This window comes from Agathobaculum hominis (genome assembly GCF_014288055.1).
Classification (GTDB): domain Bacteria; phylum Bacillota; class Clostridia; order Oscillospirales; family Butyricicoccaceae; genus Agathobaculum; species Agathobaculum hominis.
This window is the reverse complement of record NZ_JACOPK010000002.1, coordinates 161,463-177,549: the sequence shown is the minus strand read 5'-3', so window position 1 is coordinate 177,549 and position 16,087 is coordinate 161,463. Positions and strand designations below refer to the sequence as shown.

Below are 16,087 nucleotides of genomic sequence, written 5' to 3'. Positions count from 1 at the left end.
AGGAAAAACGATTGAAAAATCTGCGAAAAATACGGGTGCCGCTCGCGGCGGCCGTGCTGCTGTGCTTCGTATCCGCCGGCGCGTCGCTCGGCGCGGAAAGGCTGCTCTGCGGCTGGAAAACGAGCGCTGTCGAGACCAAACTGCGCGAGATCGACCGTCTGGTCTCGGAAAAATATATCGGAGAGACCGACAGCGGGAGCGTTGCGGATTACGCGGCGGTCGGCTATGTGACCGGTCTGGGCGACAAGTGGTCGAGCTACATCCCGGCCGACCAGTACGAGGCCTACCGTATGAGCAGCGAGGGTACGGGCTGCGGCATCGGCGTTTCGGTCACGAGCACAGCGGACACGGTGCGCATCTCGATCGTCTACGATGACTCGCCTGCGGCGCAGGCCGGCATTGTCAAGGGCGATTACATCCTCGGCGCGGAGGGCCTCACGGTCGAAAAGGACGGCGCGAATGCGGTCATCTCCGCGATACGCGGCGAGGAGGGCACGGACGTCTCGGTCACGATCCGGACGGCGGCCGGCGAAACGAAAACGCTTGCGATGAAGCGCGCGACCGTAACGCAGAAGATGGCGTGGGGCGAGATGCTGTCGGGGGGTACCGGCTATATCCGCATCGAAAACTTCCACACGGGCGTGTCCGGGCAGTTCCGGAACGTACTCGACACGCTGACCGGCGAGGGCATGACCTCGCTCGTTATCGATGTGCGCCACAACGGCGGCGGCAAGGTCAAGGAGATGAGCGAGATACTCGATCCGCTGCTCCCGGAGGGCACGATCATGACGCTGCGCGAGAAGGACGGCCACGAGACCGTCTACTCCTCGGACGCGGATATGATCGACCTGCCGATCGCGGTGCTGATCGACGACCAGAGCATTTCGGCGGCCGAGTTCTTCGCGGCGGCCTTGCAGGAATACGAGCGCGCGACGCTCGTCGGCACGCACACCACCGGCAAGGGCCGCGCACAGCGCACTTATGCGCTCTCGGACGGCTCGGCGGTCAACCTGTCGGTCGAGGAATACTTTACGCCTAAGGGAAAGAGCCTCGCGGACACGGGCATCGCCCCCGACATCGAGACCGCGCTCACCGATGAGCAGACCGCGAACTTCTATTTTCTCGGGACGGACGGCGATCCGCAGCTTCAGCGCGCGCTGAGCGAGGTGCAGAGTCTGAAAAACTGACCTGTAAGGCAGGGCAAAAGACAGTTTTTTCTGCCGAATATGTGGAAAATGCGTCTGCTGCCTTGACACATCGCGCGGCTTTACATATAATAAAATGTACTGTACAGTCCCTTTGACAGCGTCTGCGCGCCGGAGGAGACTGATTATTGATGAATAAGAAGGGTTTGCAGATATGGCTAAAGAAATCAAGCTGACACAGGAAAGCCTGGACGCTTATAAGGAAGAACTCGAATACCTCAAGACTACCCGTGCGGACGAAGTCGCAGAGCAGCTCAAGGAAGCGCGCTCCTTTGGCGACCTTTCCGAGAACGCCGAGTACGATGAGGCGAAGAACGAGCAGGGCAAGCTTTACTCCCGCATCGCAGAGCTCGAGGAGATCATCAAGCTGGCGGTCGTCGTTACCGGCGATACCTATGCCGCAGACGAGGTCTCTCCCGGCTGCCGCTTTGTTGTAAAGGATCTGGAGTTCGACGAGGAGGAGGAGTACCACTTCGTAGGCTCGCAGGAGGCTGACCCGATGGACGGCAAGATCTCGGACGAGTCCCCGTTCGGCAAGGCAATGCTCGGCAAGAAGGTCGGCACGGTCGTCGAGGTCGAGGCTCCGGCCGGCGTGATCAAGTACCAGATCGTCAAGATCGAAAAGTAAGCGCGGAAAAACTCCGTTTACAGGCGCGTTTCCTTAAAAACGCAGATAAATGATACAGAAAGATGGGGAAACTATGGCAGAACAGCATCAGGCGCAGGAGCAGCACGAGCAGACCGCAGAGGAGCTGCACGAGCTCAAGCGCATCCGACGCGAGAAGCTGGCCGAGCTGCAGGCTGCGGGCAACGACCCGTTCCAGCAGGTTCGCTTCGAGCGCGATCACTATACCAGCGACATCCACGAGCATTTTGACGAGCTCGAGGGCAAGACCGTCCGCCTCGCAGGCCGCATGATGTCGAAGCGCATCATGGGCAAGGCGTCCTTCTCGGACATGACCGACCGCTACGGCCGCCTTCAGCTCTATATCAAGCGCGACAACGTCGGCGAGGACGTATACAAGGGCTACAAGAAGTTCGACATCGGCGACATCATCGGCATCGAGGGCGAGGTTTTCCGCACCCAGAAGGGCGAGATCTCGGTCGCTGTCACCGAGCTGACCCTGCTCTCCAAGAACCTCAATCCGCTGCCCGAGAAGTGGCACGGCCTGAAGGATACCGATATGCGCTATCGTCAGCGCTACGTTGACCTGATCGTAAATCCGGGTGTGCGCGACACGTTTGAGAAGCGTTCCGCCATCGTGCGCGAGATCCGCAACTTCATGGATTCCCGCGGCTTTATGGAGGTTGAGACCCCGTGCCTCAACACCATCCCAGGCGGCGCGGCTGCCCGTCCGTTCATCACCCATCACAATGCGCTCGACATCGATATGTACCTGCGCATCGCGACCGAGCTGCACCTCAAGCGCCTGATCGTCGGCGGTCTCGAGCGCGTGTACGAGATCGGCCGTATCTTCCGCAACGAGGGCATGGACACCCGTCACAACCCGGAATTCACCACTATCGAGCTGTATCAGGCCTACACCGACTATCAGGGCATGATGGACATCACCGAGGACATGGTCATCCATGTCTGCGAGAAGGTCCTCGGCAGCACCAAGGTCATGTATCAGGGCGTTGAGATCGACTTCTCCAAGGGCTGGAAGCGCATGACCATGGCCGAGGCGGTCAAGGAATATGCCGGCATCGACTTCATGGCTCTGTCTCCGGAGGAGGCGCTCGAGGCCGTTAAGGCCAAGGGTCTCGAGATCGAGCCGGGCAAGGAGAGCTGGGGCGACCTGATGGCACAGTGCTACGACGAGTACGTCGAGGCAAACCTCATGCAGCCGACCTTTATCACCGATTATCCGGTCGAGATCTCTCCGCTGGCAAAGCGCAAGCCGTCCGATCCGCGTCTGACCGAGCGCTTCGAGTGCTTCATTTACGGTCGCGAGCTGTGCAACGCATTCTCCGAGCTGAACGACCCGATCGACCAGAAGGGCCGCTTCGAGCGTCAGGTCGCGCTGCGCGCCGCAGGCGACGAGGAAGCGGGCATGATGGACGAGGACTTCATCAACGCGCTCGAGTACGGCATGCCTCCCACGGGCGGCATGGGCATGGGCATCGACCGTCTGGTCATGTTCCTCACCGACGCCGCTTCCATCCGCGATGTCCTGCTGTTCCCGACAATGAAGCCGCTGGACTCCGACAAGAAGGCTGAAAAGGCGGCTCCGGTTCAGGCGGAGGCTGCTCAGGCAGCTCCCGAGGCGGAGGAAAAAATCGACTTCTCGAACGTGGAGATCGAGCCGCTGTTCCAGGATTTCGTTGATTTTGACACCTTCTCCAAGAGCGATTTCCGCGCTGTGAAGATCAAGGAATGCGAAGCGGTGAAGAAGTCCAAGAAGCTCCTGAAGTTCGTTCTGGATGACGGAACCGGCGAGGACCGCGTTATTCTGAGCGGCATTCATGAGTATTACGAGCCGGAGGAGCTGGTCGGCAAGACCTGCATCGCTATCACCAATCTGCCGCCGCGCCCGATGATGGGCATCGACTCCTGCGGCATGCTGATCTCTGCCGTTCACCACGAAAACGGCGAGGAAAAGCTCCATCTGCTGATGGTCGATCCTCACATCCCGGCAGGCGCAAAGCTGTACTAAGCACCCCCGGAAAACGCATCAGAAAGCCTGTCTGATGCGTTTTCCAATATAAAGCAGCCCCGCAGAAGTAATTCTGCGGGGCTTTAGGCTGTCGAAAAACCATCGTTTTTCCGACAATCTGTCTTTTGCCTGAAACGTACTTTATCGTCAGACTGCCAGCCGCGCGGCAGTCCTCTACTGCGGGATCAGCCAGATGCCGCGAACCTGTTTTGCGCCCTTTATCCTCCCCTCCGCGCAGCGGCGGCGCAGCTCCTCAGCCTCGATGTGCCACAGGCGCGATGCGTCGTGTATGGTCAGAAAACGCTTCTCTTCCATCGTGTCCTCCTCCCTCCTGCGTTCAGCATCTCTTTTTTTCGTATTATACACGCTCTGCCGCCGTTTATACCTGATACGGCGGCCTTGTTTTTTCGCCTGCGGCAATTCCGCTCTTTTCTTTTTCCCGTTTTTCCTTTATAATGACAGTACAAGCGTAAATACAAGGCTGTACCCGAACGGTACAGACGAATACCGGAGGGAGTAATGTTATGTCAGTGCAGGAAATTTGCCGCGTTGCGGAAAATACGCAGCTTGGCGACGGTTTATTTTTGATGGTGCTGCACGCACCGAAGACCACGGAGCTGGCGCAGTGCGGCCAGTTCGTTCACATTGCCTGCGGCGAGGGTCATCTGCTGCGCCGCCCGATCTCGATCTGTGCATGGAAGGCGCCCGAGCTGCGCATCGTCTTTCAAGTGAAGGGCGAGGGCACGAAGTGGCTCAGCGAGCGCAGGACCGGCGACGAGCTCGATGTGCTCGGCCCGCTCGGCCACGGCTTTGACGTCGGCGCGCTCGGCAGCGCTCCGGTGTTCATCGGCGGCGGCATCGGCGTGCCCCCCATGCTCGGCTGCGTGCGCGAGGCGGTAAAGCAGGGCGCAAAGCCTGCGGCCATCCTCGGCTTCCGCAATAAGGGCGCCGTTATCCTTGAGGGCGACTTCCGCGACGAATGCGAGACCTTCGTCACGACCGACGACGGCTCCTATGCCCGCCACGGCTTTGTCACCGATGTGCTGAAGGAGCAGATTGCCTCTGCTTCCGGCGTCGCGGCCTGCGGCCCGAAGCCCATGCTGAAGGCCATCGCCGCCATCGCGAAGCAGGCCGGCGTTCCCTGCCAGGTTTCGATGGAGGAGCGCATGGGCTGCGGCATCGGCGCGTGCCTCGTCTGCGCGTGCGCGCTCAAGGCGAAGGACGGCGAAACCCGTTACGGTCACGTCTGCAAGGACGGTCCGGTATTCAATGCTGAGGAGGTCGAGTGGTAATGGCTGATTTAAGAGTAAATTTCTGCGGCGTGGAGCTGAAAAACCCCATCACGACCGCATCCGGCACGTTTGGCTTCGGTCATGAATACGGCGAGTTCTTCGACCTGTCCCAGCTCGGCGGCATCGGCGTCAAGGGCCTGACCCCGACCGAGCGCCTCGGCAATCCTGCGCCGCGCATCGCAGAGACCCCGCAGGGCATCCTTAACTGCGTCGGCCTGCAGAACCCGGGCATCGACCGCTTCATCAAGGAGCAGATCCCCTTCCTGCGTCAGTACGACACGAAGATCATCGCCAACGTCTCGGGCAACACGGTCGAGGAATACGAGGGCATGGTCGAAAAGATCTCGGACGCGGACGTCGACCTCATCGAGATGAACATCTCCTGCCCGAACGTAAAATGCGGCGGCATGGCCTTCGGCACGCAGCCGAAAATGGTCGAGGAGGTCGTTTCGGCGGCAAAGGCAAAGGCGAAAAAGCCGCTCATCGTCAAGCTGTCCCCGAACGTCACCGACATTGCCGAGATCGCCCGTGCGGCCGAGTCTGCCGGCGCGGACGCGCTCTCGCTCATCAACACCCTGCTCGGTATGCGCATCGACATCGAAAAGCGCCGTCCGATCCTGTCCAACGTCATGGGCGGCCTGTCCGGCCCGGCGGTGTTCCCGGTCGCGGTCCGCATGGTCTATCAGGTCCGTAAGGCGGTCTCCGTGCCCATCCTCGGCATGGGCGGCATCCGCACCGGCCGCGACATCGTGGAAATGCTGCTCGCGGGCGCGGACGCGGTCGCCATGGGCACCGTGATGTTCAACGACCCCACCGCTCCCGTCAAGGCGCTGCGTGAGCTTGAGGAATGGATGGACGCACACGGCGTCAAGAGCGTTTCCGAGCTGTCCGGCGCGGTCGAGGTCGGCTGATGGCGGCGACGGTCTACATCATCCGTCACGCCGAGGCCGAGGGCAACATCTACCGCCGCTGCCACGGACTGTATGACAGCCTGCTCACGCCGCGCGCATATCAGCAGCTCCCCTGTCTGGCGAAGCGGTTCGAAAACGTGCCGCTCGCGGCGGTCTACGCCTCCCCCCTGTTCCGCGCACGCGCGACCGCGCAGGCGGTCGCAGCGCCGCACGGTCTGACGGTCGAGCTGCGGAATGATCTGCACGAGATCGACATGGGCGACTGGGAGGATCTCCCGTGGGCCGAGCTGCCGCACGGCTGGCCTGACCAGTACGCGAAATGGTGCGCCCGTCCGTGGGAGGCTGCGCCGCCGCACGGCGAGACCGTCATGCAGGCAGGCGCACGCATGCTGAACGAGGTGCGCCGCCTTGCACAGGAAAACGACGGCAAAGCCATCGCCGTCGTCACGCACGGCTCCGCCATTCGCGGCGCGCTGACCATCGCGCACGGCTTTCCGCCCGAAAAGATGAACGAGATCGGCTGGGGCGACAACACCTGCGTGGCGCGGCTCGATTTTGCCGACGACGGCAGTATCGACGTTGTATATGAAAACGACGCCTCTCATCTGCCGCAGGAGCTTTCGACCTTCGCCTGCATCGGCTGGAAGAACGCCAAAGGCATCCCGGTCTCGCCGCAGATCTGGTTCCGCCGCGCCGACCCGAACAATCCACAGGATGTGGATAAGATCGTGGAATTCATGCGCGAGCTGCACCGCAACGCCTACGGCACGGACGAGGGACTTGACCCGGCCGCCCTCCTCCGCGATGTGGAGCGAGCGCAGCAGGTATCGCCGCGCTCGTGCACGTTCGGTCTGCTCGAGGACGGAACGCCCGCCGCGCTCGTCTACCTCAAGACCTGGTACGACGAGGAGCCGGACGTCGGTCTGCTCGGCGGCTTCTGCATCAGCAGCGAATACCGCGGCTGCGGTCTGAGCGCACAGATCCTCGGTCAGGCCATCAGCGTATACCGCTCGCTCGGAAAGACCTGGCTGTGCGCCCATGTGGCCGAAAAAAACCTGCGCGCGCAGGGCTTTTATCACAAATTCGCCTTCGAGCAGCGCGGCGAGCACCGCGATGCGAACGGCCTGCACTACCGCATGTTCAAGCGCCTGACGGCGGAATAATCCGCCTTGACAAAGCCGCCTCGCCGTTATACACTTTATCTGAATAAAATTAGCAACAGGGGGCACCCACTCATGTTTGATACCGTACTCGTTGCCGGACTCGGTCTGATGGGCGGCTCGATGGCGAAAACCATCAAGGCGCGCACGCTCAGCCGCGTTCTCGGCTGGAACCGCACCCGCGCGACCGCAGAACAGGCTCTCGCTGACGGCTCGATCGACGCCATCGCGACCGAAGCACTGTTCCGCGAGGTCGATCTTGTCATTATCGGCCTTTATCCGCAGGCAACCGTGGACTGGCTGCTTGAAAATATGCCGAAAATGAAAAAGGGCTGCGTGATTGTCGATATGGTCGGTGTCAAGCAGTTCATGGTCGATCATCTCGAGCAGGCCGCGCTCGACGCAGGCGTGCACTACGTCGGCGGACATCCGATGGCCGGCCGCGAGTTCTCCGGCCTCGACTACGCCCTTCCCACGCTGTTCGACGGCGCGAGCATGATCTTTGTGCCGACAAGGAGCAGCAGCGAGCGCATCCTGTCGCAGCTCGAGGCGTATTTCATGTCGCTCGGCTTCGGCCAGACCGTGCGCTGCACGGCCGAGCAGCATGATCACATGATCGCCTTCACCTCGCAGCTCGCGCACGTCGTTTCCTCGGCCTACATCAAGAGCCCCGAGGCCGACAAGCACAACGGCTACTCCGCCGGCAGCTACAAGGACCTCACGCGCGTCGCGAAGCTGAACGAAACCATGTGGAGCGAGCTGTTCCTCTGCAATGCCGAGCCGCTCGCGTGCGAGATCGACGAGATCATAAGACACCTTGACGAATACCGCCGCGTCATCCGCGCCGGCGACCGTCAAACGCTCACCGAGCTGCTGCGCGACGGCCGCATCCGCAAGGAAAATCTGGGCTGATATTCAAGAATGCAGGAAAACCGAGGCGCATGTCCTCGGTTTTTCTCTCATTGCCGCGCGAAAACAAACGCTGCTGACAGGCTGTCTTTTTAAAATTTTTGCTTTTCTGCACTGTTTTTCCCGGTTCTGCACCGTAAATCTTTACATGACAAACCGTCTGTTATGGTGTATACTATATTAAGCATAATCATAATATGAATATCTGTCGATTTATCATAAAAAGGAGTATTTCATGCCGAAATTAGGACTTATTTCGCTCGGCTGCGCCAAAAATCTGGTGGACAGCGAGCATATGCTCTCCCTTATGCGCGACGCGGGCTGGGAGATCACGGAGGATATGAGCGAGGCGGACGTCGGCGTGGTCAACACCTGCGGCTTCATCGAAGCGGCAAAGACCGAAGCCATCGAGACCATCCTCGAGACCGCGCAGTACAAGCAGACCGGCAGCATGAAGGGTCTGGTCGTCACCGGCTGTCTCGTGCAGCGCTACGCGGACGAAATGCGCAGGGAGCTGCCTGAGATCGACGTATTCTGCGGCACCGGCAGCTATGACAACATTGTGGATGCCGCGACTGCGGCGCTTCGCGGCGAACAGGCCGCCTACATGGCGGACATGACCGCCGCCGCGCTCGACGGCGGCCGCAGCCGTCTGACCCCCTCCTACACCGCGTACTTCAAGATCGCGGAAGGCTGCTCGAACACCTGCGCCTACTGCATCATCCCCAAGCTGCGCGGACGCTACCGCAGCCGCGAGATGGCGTCTCTGCTCGAGGAGGCGCGTGCGCTGAGCGATGCAGGCGTCAAGGAGCTCATCGTCATCGCGCAGGACATCACCAAGTACGGCATGGATCTGCCGGAGCACAAGCGCCTGCTGCCCGAGCTGCTGCGTGAGCTGTGCAAGCTGGATTTCACATGGATCCGCCTGCACTACCTCTACCCCGACCAGATCACGGACGAGCTCATCGACGTCATTGCTGAGGAGCCGAAGATCGTAAAATACCTCGATATCCCGCTCCAGCACGTTTCTAAGCGCATCCTGCGTGCCATGCACCGTCCGGGTGACGGCGCGGAGTTTACCGCGCTCATCGAGGATATGCGTCGCCGCATCCCGGGTCTCGTGCTGCGCACGAGCCTGATCGTCGGCCTGCCCGGCGAGACCGATGATGAATTCGCTGAGCTGTGCGAGTTCCTCCAGAATGCCGCCATCGAGCGCGTCGGCGTATTCGAGTATTCGCCCGAGGAGGGCACGGAGGCCGCCGAAATGCCCGACCAGATCGACGCCGAGACCAAGCAGAACCGCCGTCTCATCGTCGAGGAGCTTCAGTCCGGCGTACTCGACGACTACAACACCTCGCGTCACGGCGAGGTCATGCAGGTGCTCGTCGAGGGCTTCGACAACGAGCAGCAGCTGTGGTACGGCCGCACCTACGCGGACTCGGTCGAGGTAGACGGCCACGTTTACTTCGACGCGATGGACACCGAGCCCGGCGAAGGTGAATTCGTTTCCGTTCTCATCACCGAGAGCCTTGGCCCCGACCTGCTCGGCGTTCGTCAGAAGGAGGCATAACATATGACTACCGCTAACAAGATCACGCTCACCCGCATCGCGATGATCCCGTTTTTCATCTATTTCGCGGCGCAGCCCATGCTGATCATCGACAGGGGGAACTATATCGTTTCGTTCCCGACATGCACAGTCATCGCGCTCGTTCTGTTCTGCGTGGCGTCGTTTACCGACTTTCTGGACGGCTACGTCGCCCGAAAATACAATCAGGTAACGGATTTCGGCAAGTTCGTCGATCCGCTCGCGGACAAGCTGCTCGTCGCGTCCGCGCTCATCCTGTTCGTGGAGCAGAAGGCCATGGCAGGCTGGATGGTCTGCGTCATTCTCGCGCGTGAGCTTATCATCACCTCGCTTCGCGTCGTCGCGGCCAACAAGGGCGTTGTCATGGCGGCGACCTGGACCGGCAAGGTCAAAACCTGCGTGCAGATCGGCGGCATCATCGTCATTTACCTGCACTATATCATTTTCGGCGCGCTGGCAAGCCAGCCTAACACCTCCTTCAGCGCGATTTTTGCTATTCGCACGGATGGCGCCGACCTCATCCTGACCATCGTCGGCTGGGTGGTAACGCTCGTCACCATCTACTCCGGCTATGATTACCTCAGGAAGAACTGGGATCTCATCAAGGACGGCGCAGTAAAGGCAAAGTAAACACGTTTTTCGGGGACGGCTTCGGCCGTCCCTTTTGCTTTTCGGCGCTTTTGTGACAGAACTTTCCTCGCGTTCCTCTTTTCGAGTGATTGACTTTCACCGCACGATATGGTAAATTAAATATATATACCATTCGGATATAATAACAGGGCGGCTGTGAACGTTTTTCGCGCTCCGCGCGACGCCGCGCCGCATCACCTTTGAGAGGAAGTGGATACCGTGAAAAATTCTACCAAGCTGAAAGCGGGTCTGCTGCTGACCAGTCTGGCCTGTGCCGCTGGTGCAACGGCTGCTCTGGTTTTGCTTCAGAAGAAGCGTGAAGAAGAGGTTTATCATGAGGCCGAGCTCAAGGCCATGGACGAGCTGGAGGAAATGATGCGCAGCGAGTCCGACTGTGCTTCCTGCGCCTGCGCGGAGGAATGCCCGGCGCCTGAAACCTATGCCGCTGCGAAGAACGACGCCGCGGCCGCCGAAACACCGGCAGAGCCGCCAGAGGAGGAATCTGACGGCAAACCGGACATCGAGATCGAAATCGTGGACGGCGACGAGGAAACGGACGAAGATGACGACGAGCCGGAAACCGCCGGTCTCGAGGACTGAGACATAAACGCAGACGGGCAGAGTACGCTCTGCCCGTTTTATTTCAGGAGGAAACACTATGTTTGAATATGAGGGCCGCGTATTCCGTCCGCCTTCCGAGGCGTACAGCCTGATCGTTCAGGTCACGATCGGATGCAGCCACAATAAATGCACGTTCTGCGATATGTACAAGGAAAAGCGCTTCCGCGTGCGCAAGCTCGAGGACGTCAAGGCGGATTTCGACGAGGCGCGCCGCATGTACCGCCGCGTCGACCGCATTTTCCTTGCCGACGGCGACGCGCTGATGTGCCGCCCCGAGCATATGGCGGAGATCCTGCGCTATATCAAAAAGCTGTTCCCCGAGTGCGAGCGCGTCACGAGCTACGGCTCCCCGGCGTCCATCCTGTGCAAAAAGCAGGAGGATCTTAACCTGCTGCACGAGCTCGGCCTCGAGATGATCTATCTGGGTCTGGAATCCGGCTCGGATGAGGTGCTGCGCCGCGTCAACAAGGGCGAGACCGCCGACGAGATCGTCCGCGCCGGTCTGATGGTCAAGGAGGCCGGCATGAAGCTGTCTGTCACCTGCATCGCCGGTCTCGGCTCGCTCGAGCTCTCCGAAGAGCATGCCGTCAAGACCGCCGAGGCGCTCTCCCGCATGAAGCCGGAGTACATCGGCCTGCTGACGCTGCTGTTCGAGCTGCCGACGCCGCTCATGCGCGACTGGCAGGAAGGCCGCTTCTATCTGATGAACCCGATCGAGATCGCGCACGAAACGCTCATCCTTCTCGAGCATATCGACTCCGATGGCAGCATTTTCCGCGCAAACCACGCCTCCAACTACGTCAACCTCGCTGGCACGCTCAACCGCGACCGCGACGCGATGTGTCAGCGCCTGCGGCAGGCGCTCGAGGGCAAGGTCAAGTTCCGCAGCGAATCCTTCCGTGCAAGATAACCAAACGAAAACGTTTTCGTTTGTGTGATTCGTGTAAATTGTGAATCTTTTGTGTTTTTTGTGTTACAATTTCTGAAAAAGCGGGACAGGATAGCTTTTTTATGCTATACTGTTCCTGTTGTAAAGTTCAAGTTTGTACACGCACTGCGCGTTAAGAATTTGTTAAGGCGTTCGCCTTAGGAACCGTTCCGTCTGGAGGATTGTTGATGGATTCCGTATCTCATATTCGTGTCGCAAATCTGCTTATGGATTATGTCGAGCAGACTTGCGGCGTAACCTTTGACCCGAGCGGCTTCGTCTACGGTAATTTGAAGCCCGACCTCACTGGCACCTACCTTACCAAGCGCCACAATCCGTCGATCATGATGGACGAAGTAATGGATAAAATCCGCGCTTTTGCGGAAAAGTACACGATCGCTCCCACGAACGGCCGCGAGCTGTCGGTCGATCTCGGCGAGATCTGCCACTACATGACCGATTTCTTTACCTATCCGCACAACGATGACATCTACACGCACAACCTGTTCGCGCACTATGTCTACGAAAAGCGTGTCGCGTTCGTGATCCGCCGCCGCATGACCGAGGCGAAGTTCGAGCAGTGGGTCAACCCGATCATCCCGCCGACGAGCGTGGATGCTCTGCTGAACCGCATCACCGATATGCACGACGCTTACCGCGCTGCGGGCCGCCATCACGGCATTGACGACGATCTGGTGCATATCTGCCGCGCGACTGCAACCGTCGTGCTCTCCATCATCAGCATCGTTTACGAGCAGGTCGAGGAGACCGCTCCCGCGCTCGCATAAAGCCCATCTGCGCCCTGTAAAAAGACCGCAAAAATGCGATCTGAGACTGTCGAAAAACGATCGTTTTTCCGACAATCTGTGTTCTGACTTTGCAGAACACGGACGTCCGAAAGTTCCCATGCGGAAACTTTCTCCCTCTTAAAGTATCAAAACCGAGGTACACGCCCCCGGTTTTGATGCGTTTGCAGGGCAAACGCTTTTCAATGCGCGCTGCCGCGCGGCAGCGTCAGCATCGCGAATATGGACTTCTTCGACAAGCTGAGACCGCAAAAATGCGGTCTTTTTTTCGTTTTGACGCGGCCTTTCTTGCCCTTTTGCACAAATTTATCATTTTATCAAGAAAAACTGCATCGGGGTCTTGTCAAGCCAGCGAATACCAGATAAAATAGTATATAATTGCAGGCTCAAAAATCCAATCCTGCATAACTGGGGGAAAATAAATATGGATATCACGGCAACTGTATGGACGCTTCTGCCTCCGATCATCGCGATCGCGCTGGCGCTCATCACCAAAGAGGTCTACTCCTCACTGCTGATCGGTATTCTGGCAGGCGCACTGCTGTATACCGGCTTCAATCCGCTCCATGCGGTCGAAACGACCTTCGAGATCATGGGCGGCAAACTCGGCGACAACATCAACATCTGCATCTTCCTGGTGCTGCTCGGCATTCTGGTGTCGCTCGTCACAAAATCGGGTGCGTCGCGCGCCTACGGCGAATGGGCGGTCAAGACTATCAAGTCTCGCCGCGGCGCCTCCTTCGCAACGTCCTTTCTCGGCATCTTCATCTTTGTCGACGACTATTTCAACTGTCTGACCGTTGGCACGGTCATGCGTCCTGTCACCGACAAATACAGCATCACGCGCGCAAAACTCGCCTACATCATCGACGCAACGGCGGCTCCGGTCTGCATCATCGCCCCGATCTCCTCGTGGGCGGCGGCAGTCGGCTCCTCCCTGCCTGAGTCGAGCACGATGGACGGCTTCTCGCTGTTCATGAAGACCATCCCGATGAACCTGTACGCCATTCTGACGCTGCTGTTCCTCATCTGGCTGATGGCGGCGGATTTCGATTTTTCCGCTATGGGCAAGTATGAGCGCGAGCACAAGGACGACGACCTGTCTCAGCTCGAGGAGAACTACGTTGTCGGCGGCGCAGGCAAGGTCTACGACCTTATCCTCCCGATCGCGGTGCTGATCGTGCTTTGCATCGGCGCGATGCTGTACACCGGCGGCATTCTCGAGGGCGCGAACATCATCGACGCTTTCGCGGACTGCTCGTCCTCGACCGCTCTGGTCCTCGGCTCGTTCTTCACGCTCATATTCACCTTCCTGCTGTACATTCCGCGCAAGGTCCTGTCCTTCGGCCAGTTCTGCGAGGCGTTCACCGAGGGCTTCAAGTCCATGGTGCCGGCCATCCTGATCCTGACGCTCGCGTGGACGCTGTCCGGCGTATGCTCGGCTGACTACCTCAACATCGGCGGCTTCGTTTCCTCTATCGTCAGCGCGGACTCGGTTATCTCCATGCTGATGCCGGCGATCTTCTTCCTCATCGCGCTCGGTCTCGCGTTCGCGACCGGCACGAGCTGGGGCACGTTCGGCATCCTTATCCCGATCGCCGTTGCGGTATTCGGCGACAGCGCGACCACCATGCTCGTCATGACCGTTGCGGCCTGCCTGTCCGGCGCGGTCTGCGGCGACCACATCTCTCCGATCTCGGACACCACGATCCTGGCGTCCGCAGGCGCACAGTGCCACCACATCGACCACGTTTCCACGCAGCTTCCCTATGCGCTGCTCGTTGCGGCGATGAGCTTCGTCGGCTTCCTTGTCGGCGGCGTCACCGGCAGCGGCGTGATCGCTCTCATTGTCGGTCTGGTCCTGCTCGCGCTCACCATCTTCGTCATCTCCGCCAAGCACAAAAAGGCGGCGAACTAAAAAAGTCTGCGGCTTTTGGCTGCACAACAAACCCAAACGGCTCTCTCCTGTCACAGGAGGGAGCCTGTTGTCTGAAAAAGCGAAAGAAGGCATCCCATTTTGATCACTGATTTGACCGAAGGCAGTCCATCGAAAAAGCTGTTCTGGTTCTCCATGCCGCTCCTGCTGAGCGTTGCATTCCAGCAGCTGTACCAGATGGCGGACTCCATGATCGTCGGCCGTTTTGCGGAGTCGGCACAGGCCGGTGAGCTTGCGCTCGCCGCCGTCGGCGCAAGTTATCCGATCACGCAGCTGTTCGTTGCTGTTGCGACAGGCATCAACATCGGCACCTCCGTCCTCGTCTCGCAGCTGTTCGGCGCGAAGCGCTACCTGCGCATGAAGACCGCGATCTCGACCGCCCTGATCACCACGACCGTCGTCTCGCTGCTGCTGACGCTGTTCGGCGCGGTCTGCACCAACGGTCTGATGAGTGCGCTCAATACCTCGGCGGATATTTTCGCGGACGCCTCGCTCTATCTGCGCGTCTATGTGTTCGGTCTGCTGTTCCTGTTCATCTACAACGTGTGCACCGGTATTTTCAACGCCATGGGCGACAGCCGGACGCCGCTGTTCCTGCTCATCCTGTCCTCGGTCGGCAACGTCATCCTCGACGTCGTATTCGTTGCCATGCTGCACTGGGGCGTTGCAGGCGTTGCATGGGCGACCTTTATCGCGCAGGGCGCATCGGGCGTGTTCGCCTTCTTCCTGCTCATGCGCCGCGTGCGCACCTTTGACACCGGCCATCATTTCATCCTGTTCGCACCCGAAATGCTGCGCCGTCTGACCAACTACGCCATCCCCTCCATCGCGCAGCAGAGCTTCGTCTCGGTCGGCAATCTCATCATTCAGTATTACGTCAACCTGTGCGGCCCGACCGTCATCGCCGGTTTCTCGGTCGCAAACCGCATCAATATGTTTGCGCTGACCTGCTGCATGTCGTTTGCGTCCGGTCTGTCGAGCTACGTCGCACAGAACATCGGCGCGCGCAAGCTCGACCGTGTCGGCCCCGGCCTCAAGGCCGGCGGAACGTTCTCGGTCGGTCTCGGCATCGTGTTCATGATGATCTATCTGCCGCTCGCAAACCGTATCATCAGCCTGTTCCTGCCTGCCGGCAGTGCATCGGGGGTCGTTGATGTCGCCCGCGGCTATCTGTTCACCGTCGTGCCGTTCTACGTCGTCGTCTGCATCAAATTCGTCTGCGACAGCGTGCTGCGCGGCGCAGGCGCGATGCGTCCGTTCATGATAACGACGTTCTCCGACCTTATCCTGCGCGTTGTCCTGTCCATCGCCCTGTTCTACGTCATCGGCAACGAGCACGGCATCTGGATGAGCTGGCCGATCGGCTGGTTCCTCGGCTCGGGTCTGTCCGTGTTCTTCTACAAGACCGGCGCATGGCGCAAGGATCTGCCCACGCTGTAACTGT

Annotated in this window: 15 protein-coding genes; 14 read left to right on the top strand and 1 reads right to left on the bottom strand. The window is 59.5% G+C overall.

Translation table 11 applies throughout. From position 1 onward, the window contains the following. The first annotated feature begins 11 nt into the window (after positions 1–11). The 3 genes from H8S02_RS02695 to lysS all read left to right on the top strand — a co-directional run bounded on the left by H8S02_RS02695 (position 12) and on the right by lysS (position 3,862). On the top strand, positions 12–1,187 hold the full coding sequence (locus tag H8S02_RS02695; protein ID WP_186969189.1) for a S41 family peptidase: 1,176 nt from the start codon (positions 12–14) through the stop codon (positions 1,185–1,187). 172 nt (positions 1,188–1,359) lie between these two features. Further along, the gene (gene greA, locus H8S02_RS02690) at positions 1,360–1,833 is read left to right on the top strand and encodes a transcription elongation factor GreA (protein ID WP_118684095.1); all 474 of its coding nucleotides are present in this window, start codon (positions 1,360–1,362) and stop codon (positions 1,831–1,833) included. A gap of 73 nt (positions 1,834–1,906) precedes the next feature. After that, on the top strand, positions 1,907–3,862 hold the full coding sequence (gene lysS, locus H8S02_RS02685) for a lysine--tRNA ligase (protein WP_186969188.1): 1,956 nt from the start codon (positions 1,907–1,909) through the stop codon (positions 3,860–3,862). Positions 3,863–4,036: 174 nt separating this feature from the next. On the opposite strand, the gene H8S02_RS02680 is transcribed toward lysS, so the two are convergent. Beyond that, positions 4,037–4,177 (bottom strand): hypothetical protein, encoded by a 141-nt coding sequence (locus H8S02_RS02680; protein ID WP_158576930.1) that lies wholly within the window; start codon positions 4,175–4,177, stop codon positions 4,037–4,039. A gap of 209 nt (positions 4,178–4,386) precedes the next feature. Here H8S02_RS02680 and H8S02_RS02675 point away from each other — a divergent pair, with 209 nt between their 5' ends. From H8S02_RS02675 to H8S02_RS02625, 11 genes are all read left to right on the top strand, one after another. Then, entirely contained in the window at positions 4,387–5,154 is a 768-nt protein-coding gene (locus H8S02_RS02675; RefSeq protein WP_186969187.1) for a dihydroorotate dehydrogenase electron transfer subunit, read from the top strand. Next, positions 5,154–6,065, top strand: a complete 912-nt coding sequence (locus tag H8S02_RS02670; protein ID WP_186969186.1) for a dihydroorotate dehydrogenase — start codon at positions 5,154–5,156, stop codon at positions 6,063–6,065. The genes H8S02_RS02675 and H8S02_RS02670 overlap by 1 nt, the downstream gene beginning before the upstream one ends. Continuing rightward, positions 6,065–7,228, top strand: a complete 1,164-nt coding sequence (locus H8S02_RS02665; protein WP_186969185.1) for a bifunctional histidine phosphatase family protein/GNAT family N-acetyltransferase — start codon at positions 6,065–6,067, stop codon at positions 7,226–7,228. Before H8S02_RS02670 ends, H8S02_RS02665 begins: the two co-directional genes overlap by 1 nt. A gap of 72 nt (positions 7,229–7,300) precedes the next feature. Continuing rightward, complete coding sequence (locus H8S02_RS02660) at positions 7,301–8,137, top strand: prephenate dehydrogenase (protein WP_186969184.1); 837 nt, start codon at positions 7,301–7,303, stop codon at positions 8,135–8,137. A 232-nt stretch (positions 8,138–8,369) separates the two neighbouring features. Further along, positions 8,370–9,704 (top strand): 30S ribosomal protein S12 methylthiotransferase RimO, encoded by a 1,335-nt coding sequence (rimO, locus tag H8S02_RS02655; RefSeq protein WP_186969183.1) that lies wholly within the window; start codon positions 8,370–8,372, stop codon positions 9,702–9,704. A gap of 3 nt (positions 9,705–9,707) precedes the next feature. Further along, complete coding sequence (gene pgsA, locus H8S02_RS02650) at positions 9,708–10,352, top strand: CDP-diacylglycerol--glycerol-3-phosphate 3-phosphatidyltransferase (protein ID WP_186969182.1); 645 nt, start codon at positions 9,708–9,710, stop codon at positions 10,350–10,352. A 219-nt stretch (positions 10,353–10,571) separates the two neighbouring features. Continuing rightward, the gene (locus H8S02_RS02645) at positions 10,572–10,952 is read left to right on the top strand and encodes a hypothetical protein (protein WP_186969181.1); all 381 of its coding nucleotides are present in this window, start codon (positions 10,572–10,574) and stop codon (positions 10,950–10,952) included. Between the two features lie 58 nt (positions 10,953–11,010). Next, complete coding sequence (locus tag H8S02_RS02640; RefSeq protein WP_186969180.1) at positions 11,011–11,883, top strand: radical SAM protein; 873 nt, start codon at positions 11,011–11,013, stop codon at positions 11,881–11,883. A 206-nt stretch (positions 11,884–12,089) separates the two neighbouring features. Further along, on the top strand, positions 12,090–12,689 hold the full coding sequence (locus H8S02_RS02635; RefSeq protein WP_118684133.1) for a zinc dependent phospholipase C family protein: 600 nt from the start codon (positions 12,090–12,092) through the stop codon (positions 12,687–12,689). Positions 12,690–13,131: 442 nt separating this feature from the next. Then, on the top strand, positions 13,132–14,625 hold the full coding sequence (locus tag H8S02_RS02630) for a Na+/H+ antiporter NhaC family protein (RefSeq protein WP_207722046.1): 1,494 nt from the start codon (positions 13,132–13,134) through the stop codon (positions 14,623–14,625). Positions 14,626–14,724: 99 nt separating this feature from the next. After that, positions 14,725–16,083: an MATE family efflux transporter gene (locus tag H8S02_RS02625; protein ID WP_186969179.1), complete on the top strand. Its 1,359-nt coding sequence runs from the start codon at positions 14,725–14,727 to the stop codon at positions 16,081–16,083. Positions 16,084–16,087 lie beyond the last annotated feature (4 nt).

Bases quoted from the DNA above. Each gene is read 5' to 3' on its own strand.
- rimO (WP_186969183.1), top strand. From the start codon at position 8,370: ATGCCGAAATTAGGACTTATTTCGCTCGGCTGCGCCAAAAATCTGGTG.
- greA (WP_118684095.1), top strand. From the start codon at position 1,360: ATGGCTAAAGAAATCAAGCTGACACAGGAAAGCCTGGACGCTTATAAG.
- H8S02_RS02660 (WP_186969184.1), top strand. From the start codon at position 7,301: ATGTTTGATACCGTACTCGTTGCCGGACTCGGTCTGATGGGCGGCTCG.
- lysS (WP_186969188.1), top strand. From the start codon at position 1,907: ATGGCAGAACAGCATCAGGCGCAGGAGCAGCACGAGCAGACCGCAGAG.
- H8S02_RS02640 (WP_186969180.1), top strand. From the start codon at position 11,011: ATGTTTGAATATGAGGGCCGCGTATTCCGTCCGCCTTCCGAGGCGTAC.
- H8S02_RS02665 (WP_186969185.1), top strand. From the start codon at position 6,065: ATGGCGGCGACGGTCTACATCATCCGTCACGCCGAGGCCGAGGGCAAC.
- H8S02_RS02630 (WP_207722046.1), top strand. From the start codon at position 13,132: ATGGATATCACGGCAACTGTATGGACGCTTCTGCCTCCGATCATCGCG.
- H8S02_RS02670 (WP_186969186.1), top strand. From the start codon at position 5,154: ATGGCTGATTTAAGAGTAAATTTCTGCGGCGTGGAGCTGAAAAACCCC.
- H8S02_RS02680 (WP_158576930.1), bottom strand. From the start codon at position 4,177: ATGGAAGAGAAGCGTTTTCTGACCATACACGACGCATCGCGCCTGTGG.
- H8S02_RS02635 (WP_118684133.1), top strand. From the start codon at position 12,090: ATGGATTCCGTATCTCATATTCGTGTCGCAAATCTGCTTATGGATTAT.
- pgsA (WP_186969182.1), top strand. From the start codon at position 9,708: ATGACTACCGCTAACAAGATCACGCTCACCCGCATCGCGATGATCCCG.
- H8S02_RS02675 (WP_186969187.1), top strand. From the start codon at position 4,387: ATGTCAGTGCAGGAAATTTGCCGCGTTGCGGAAAATACGCAGCTTGGC.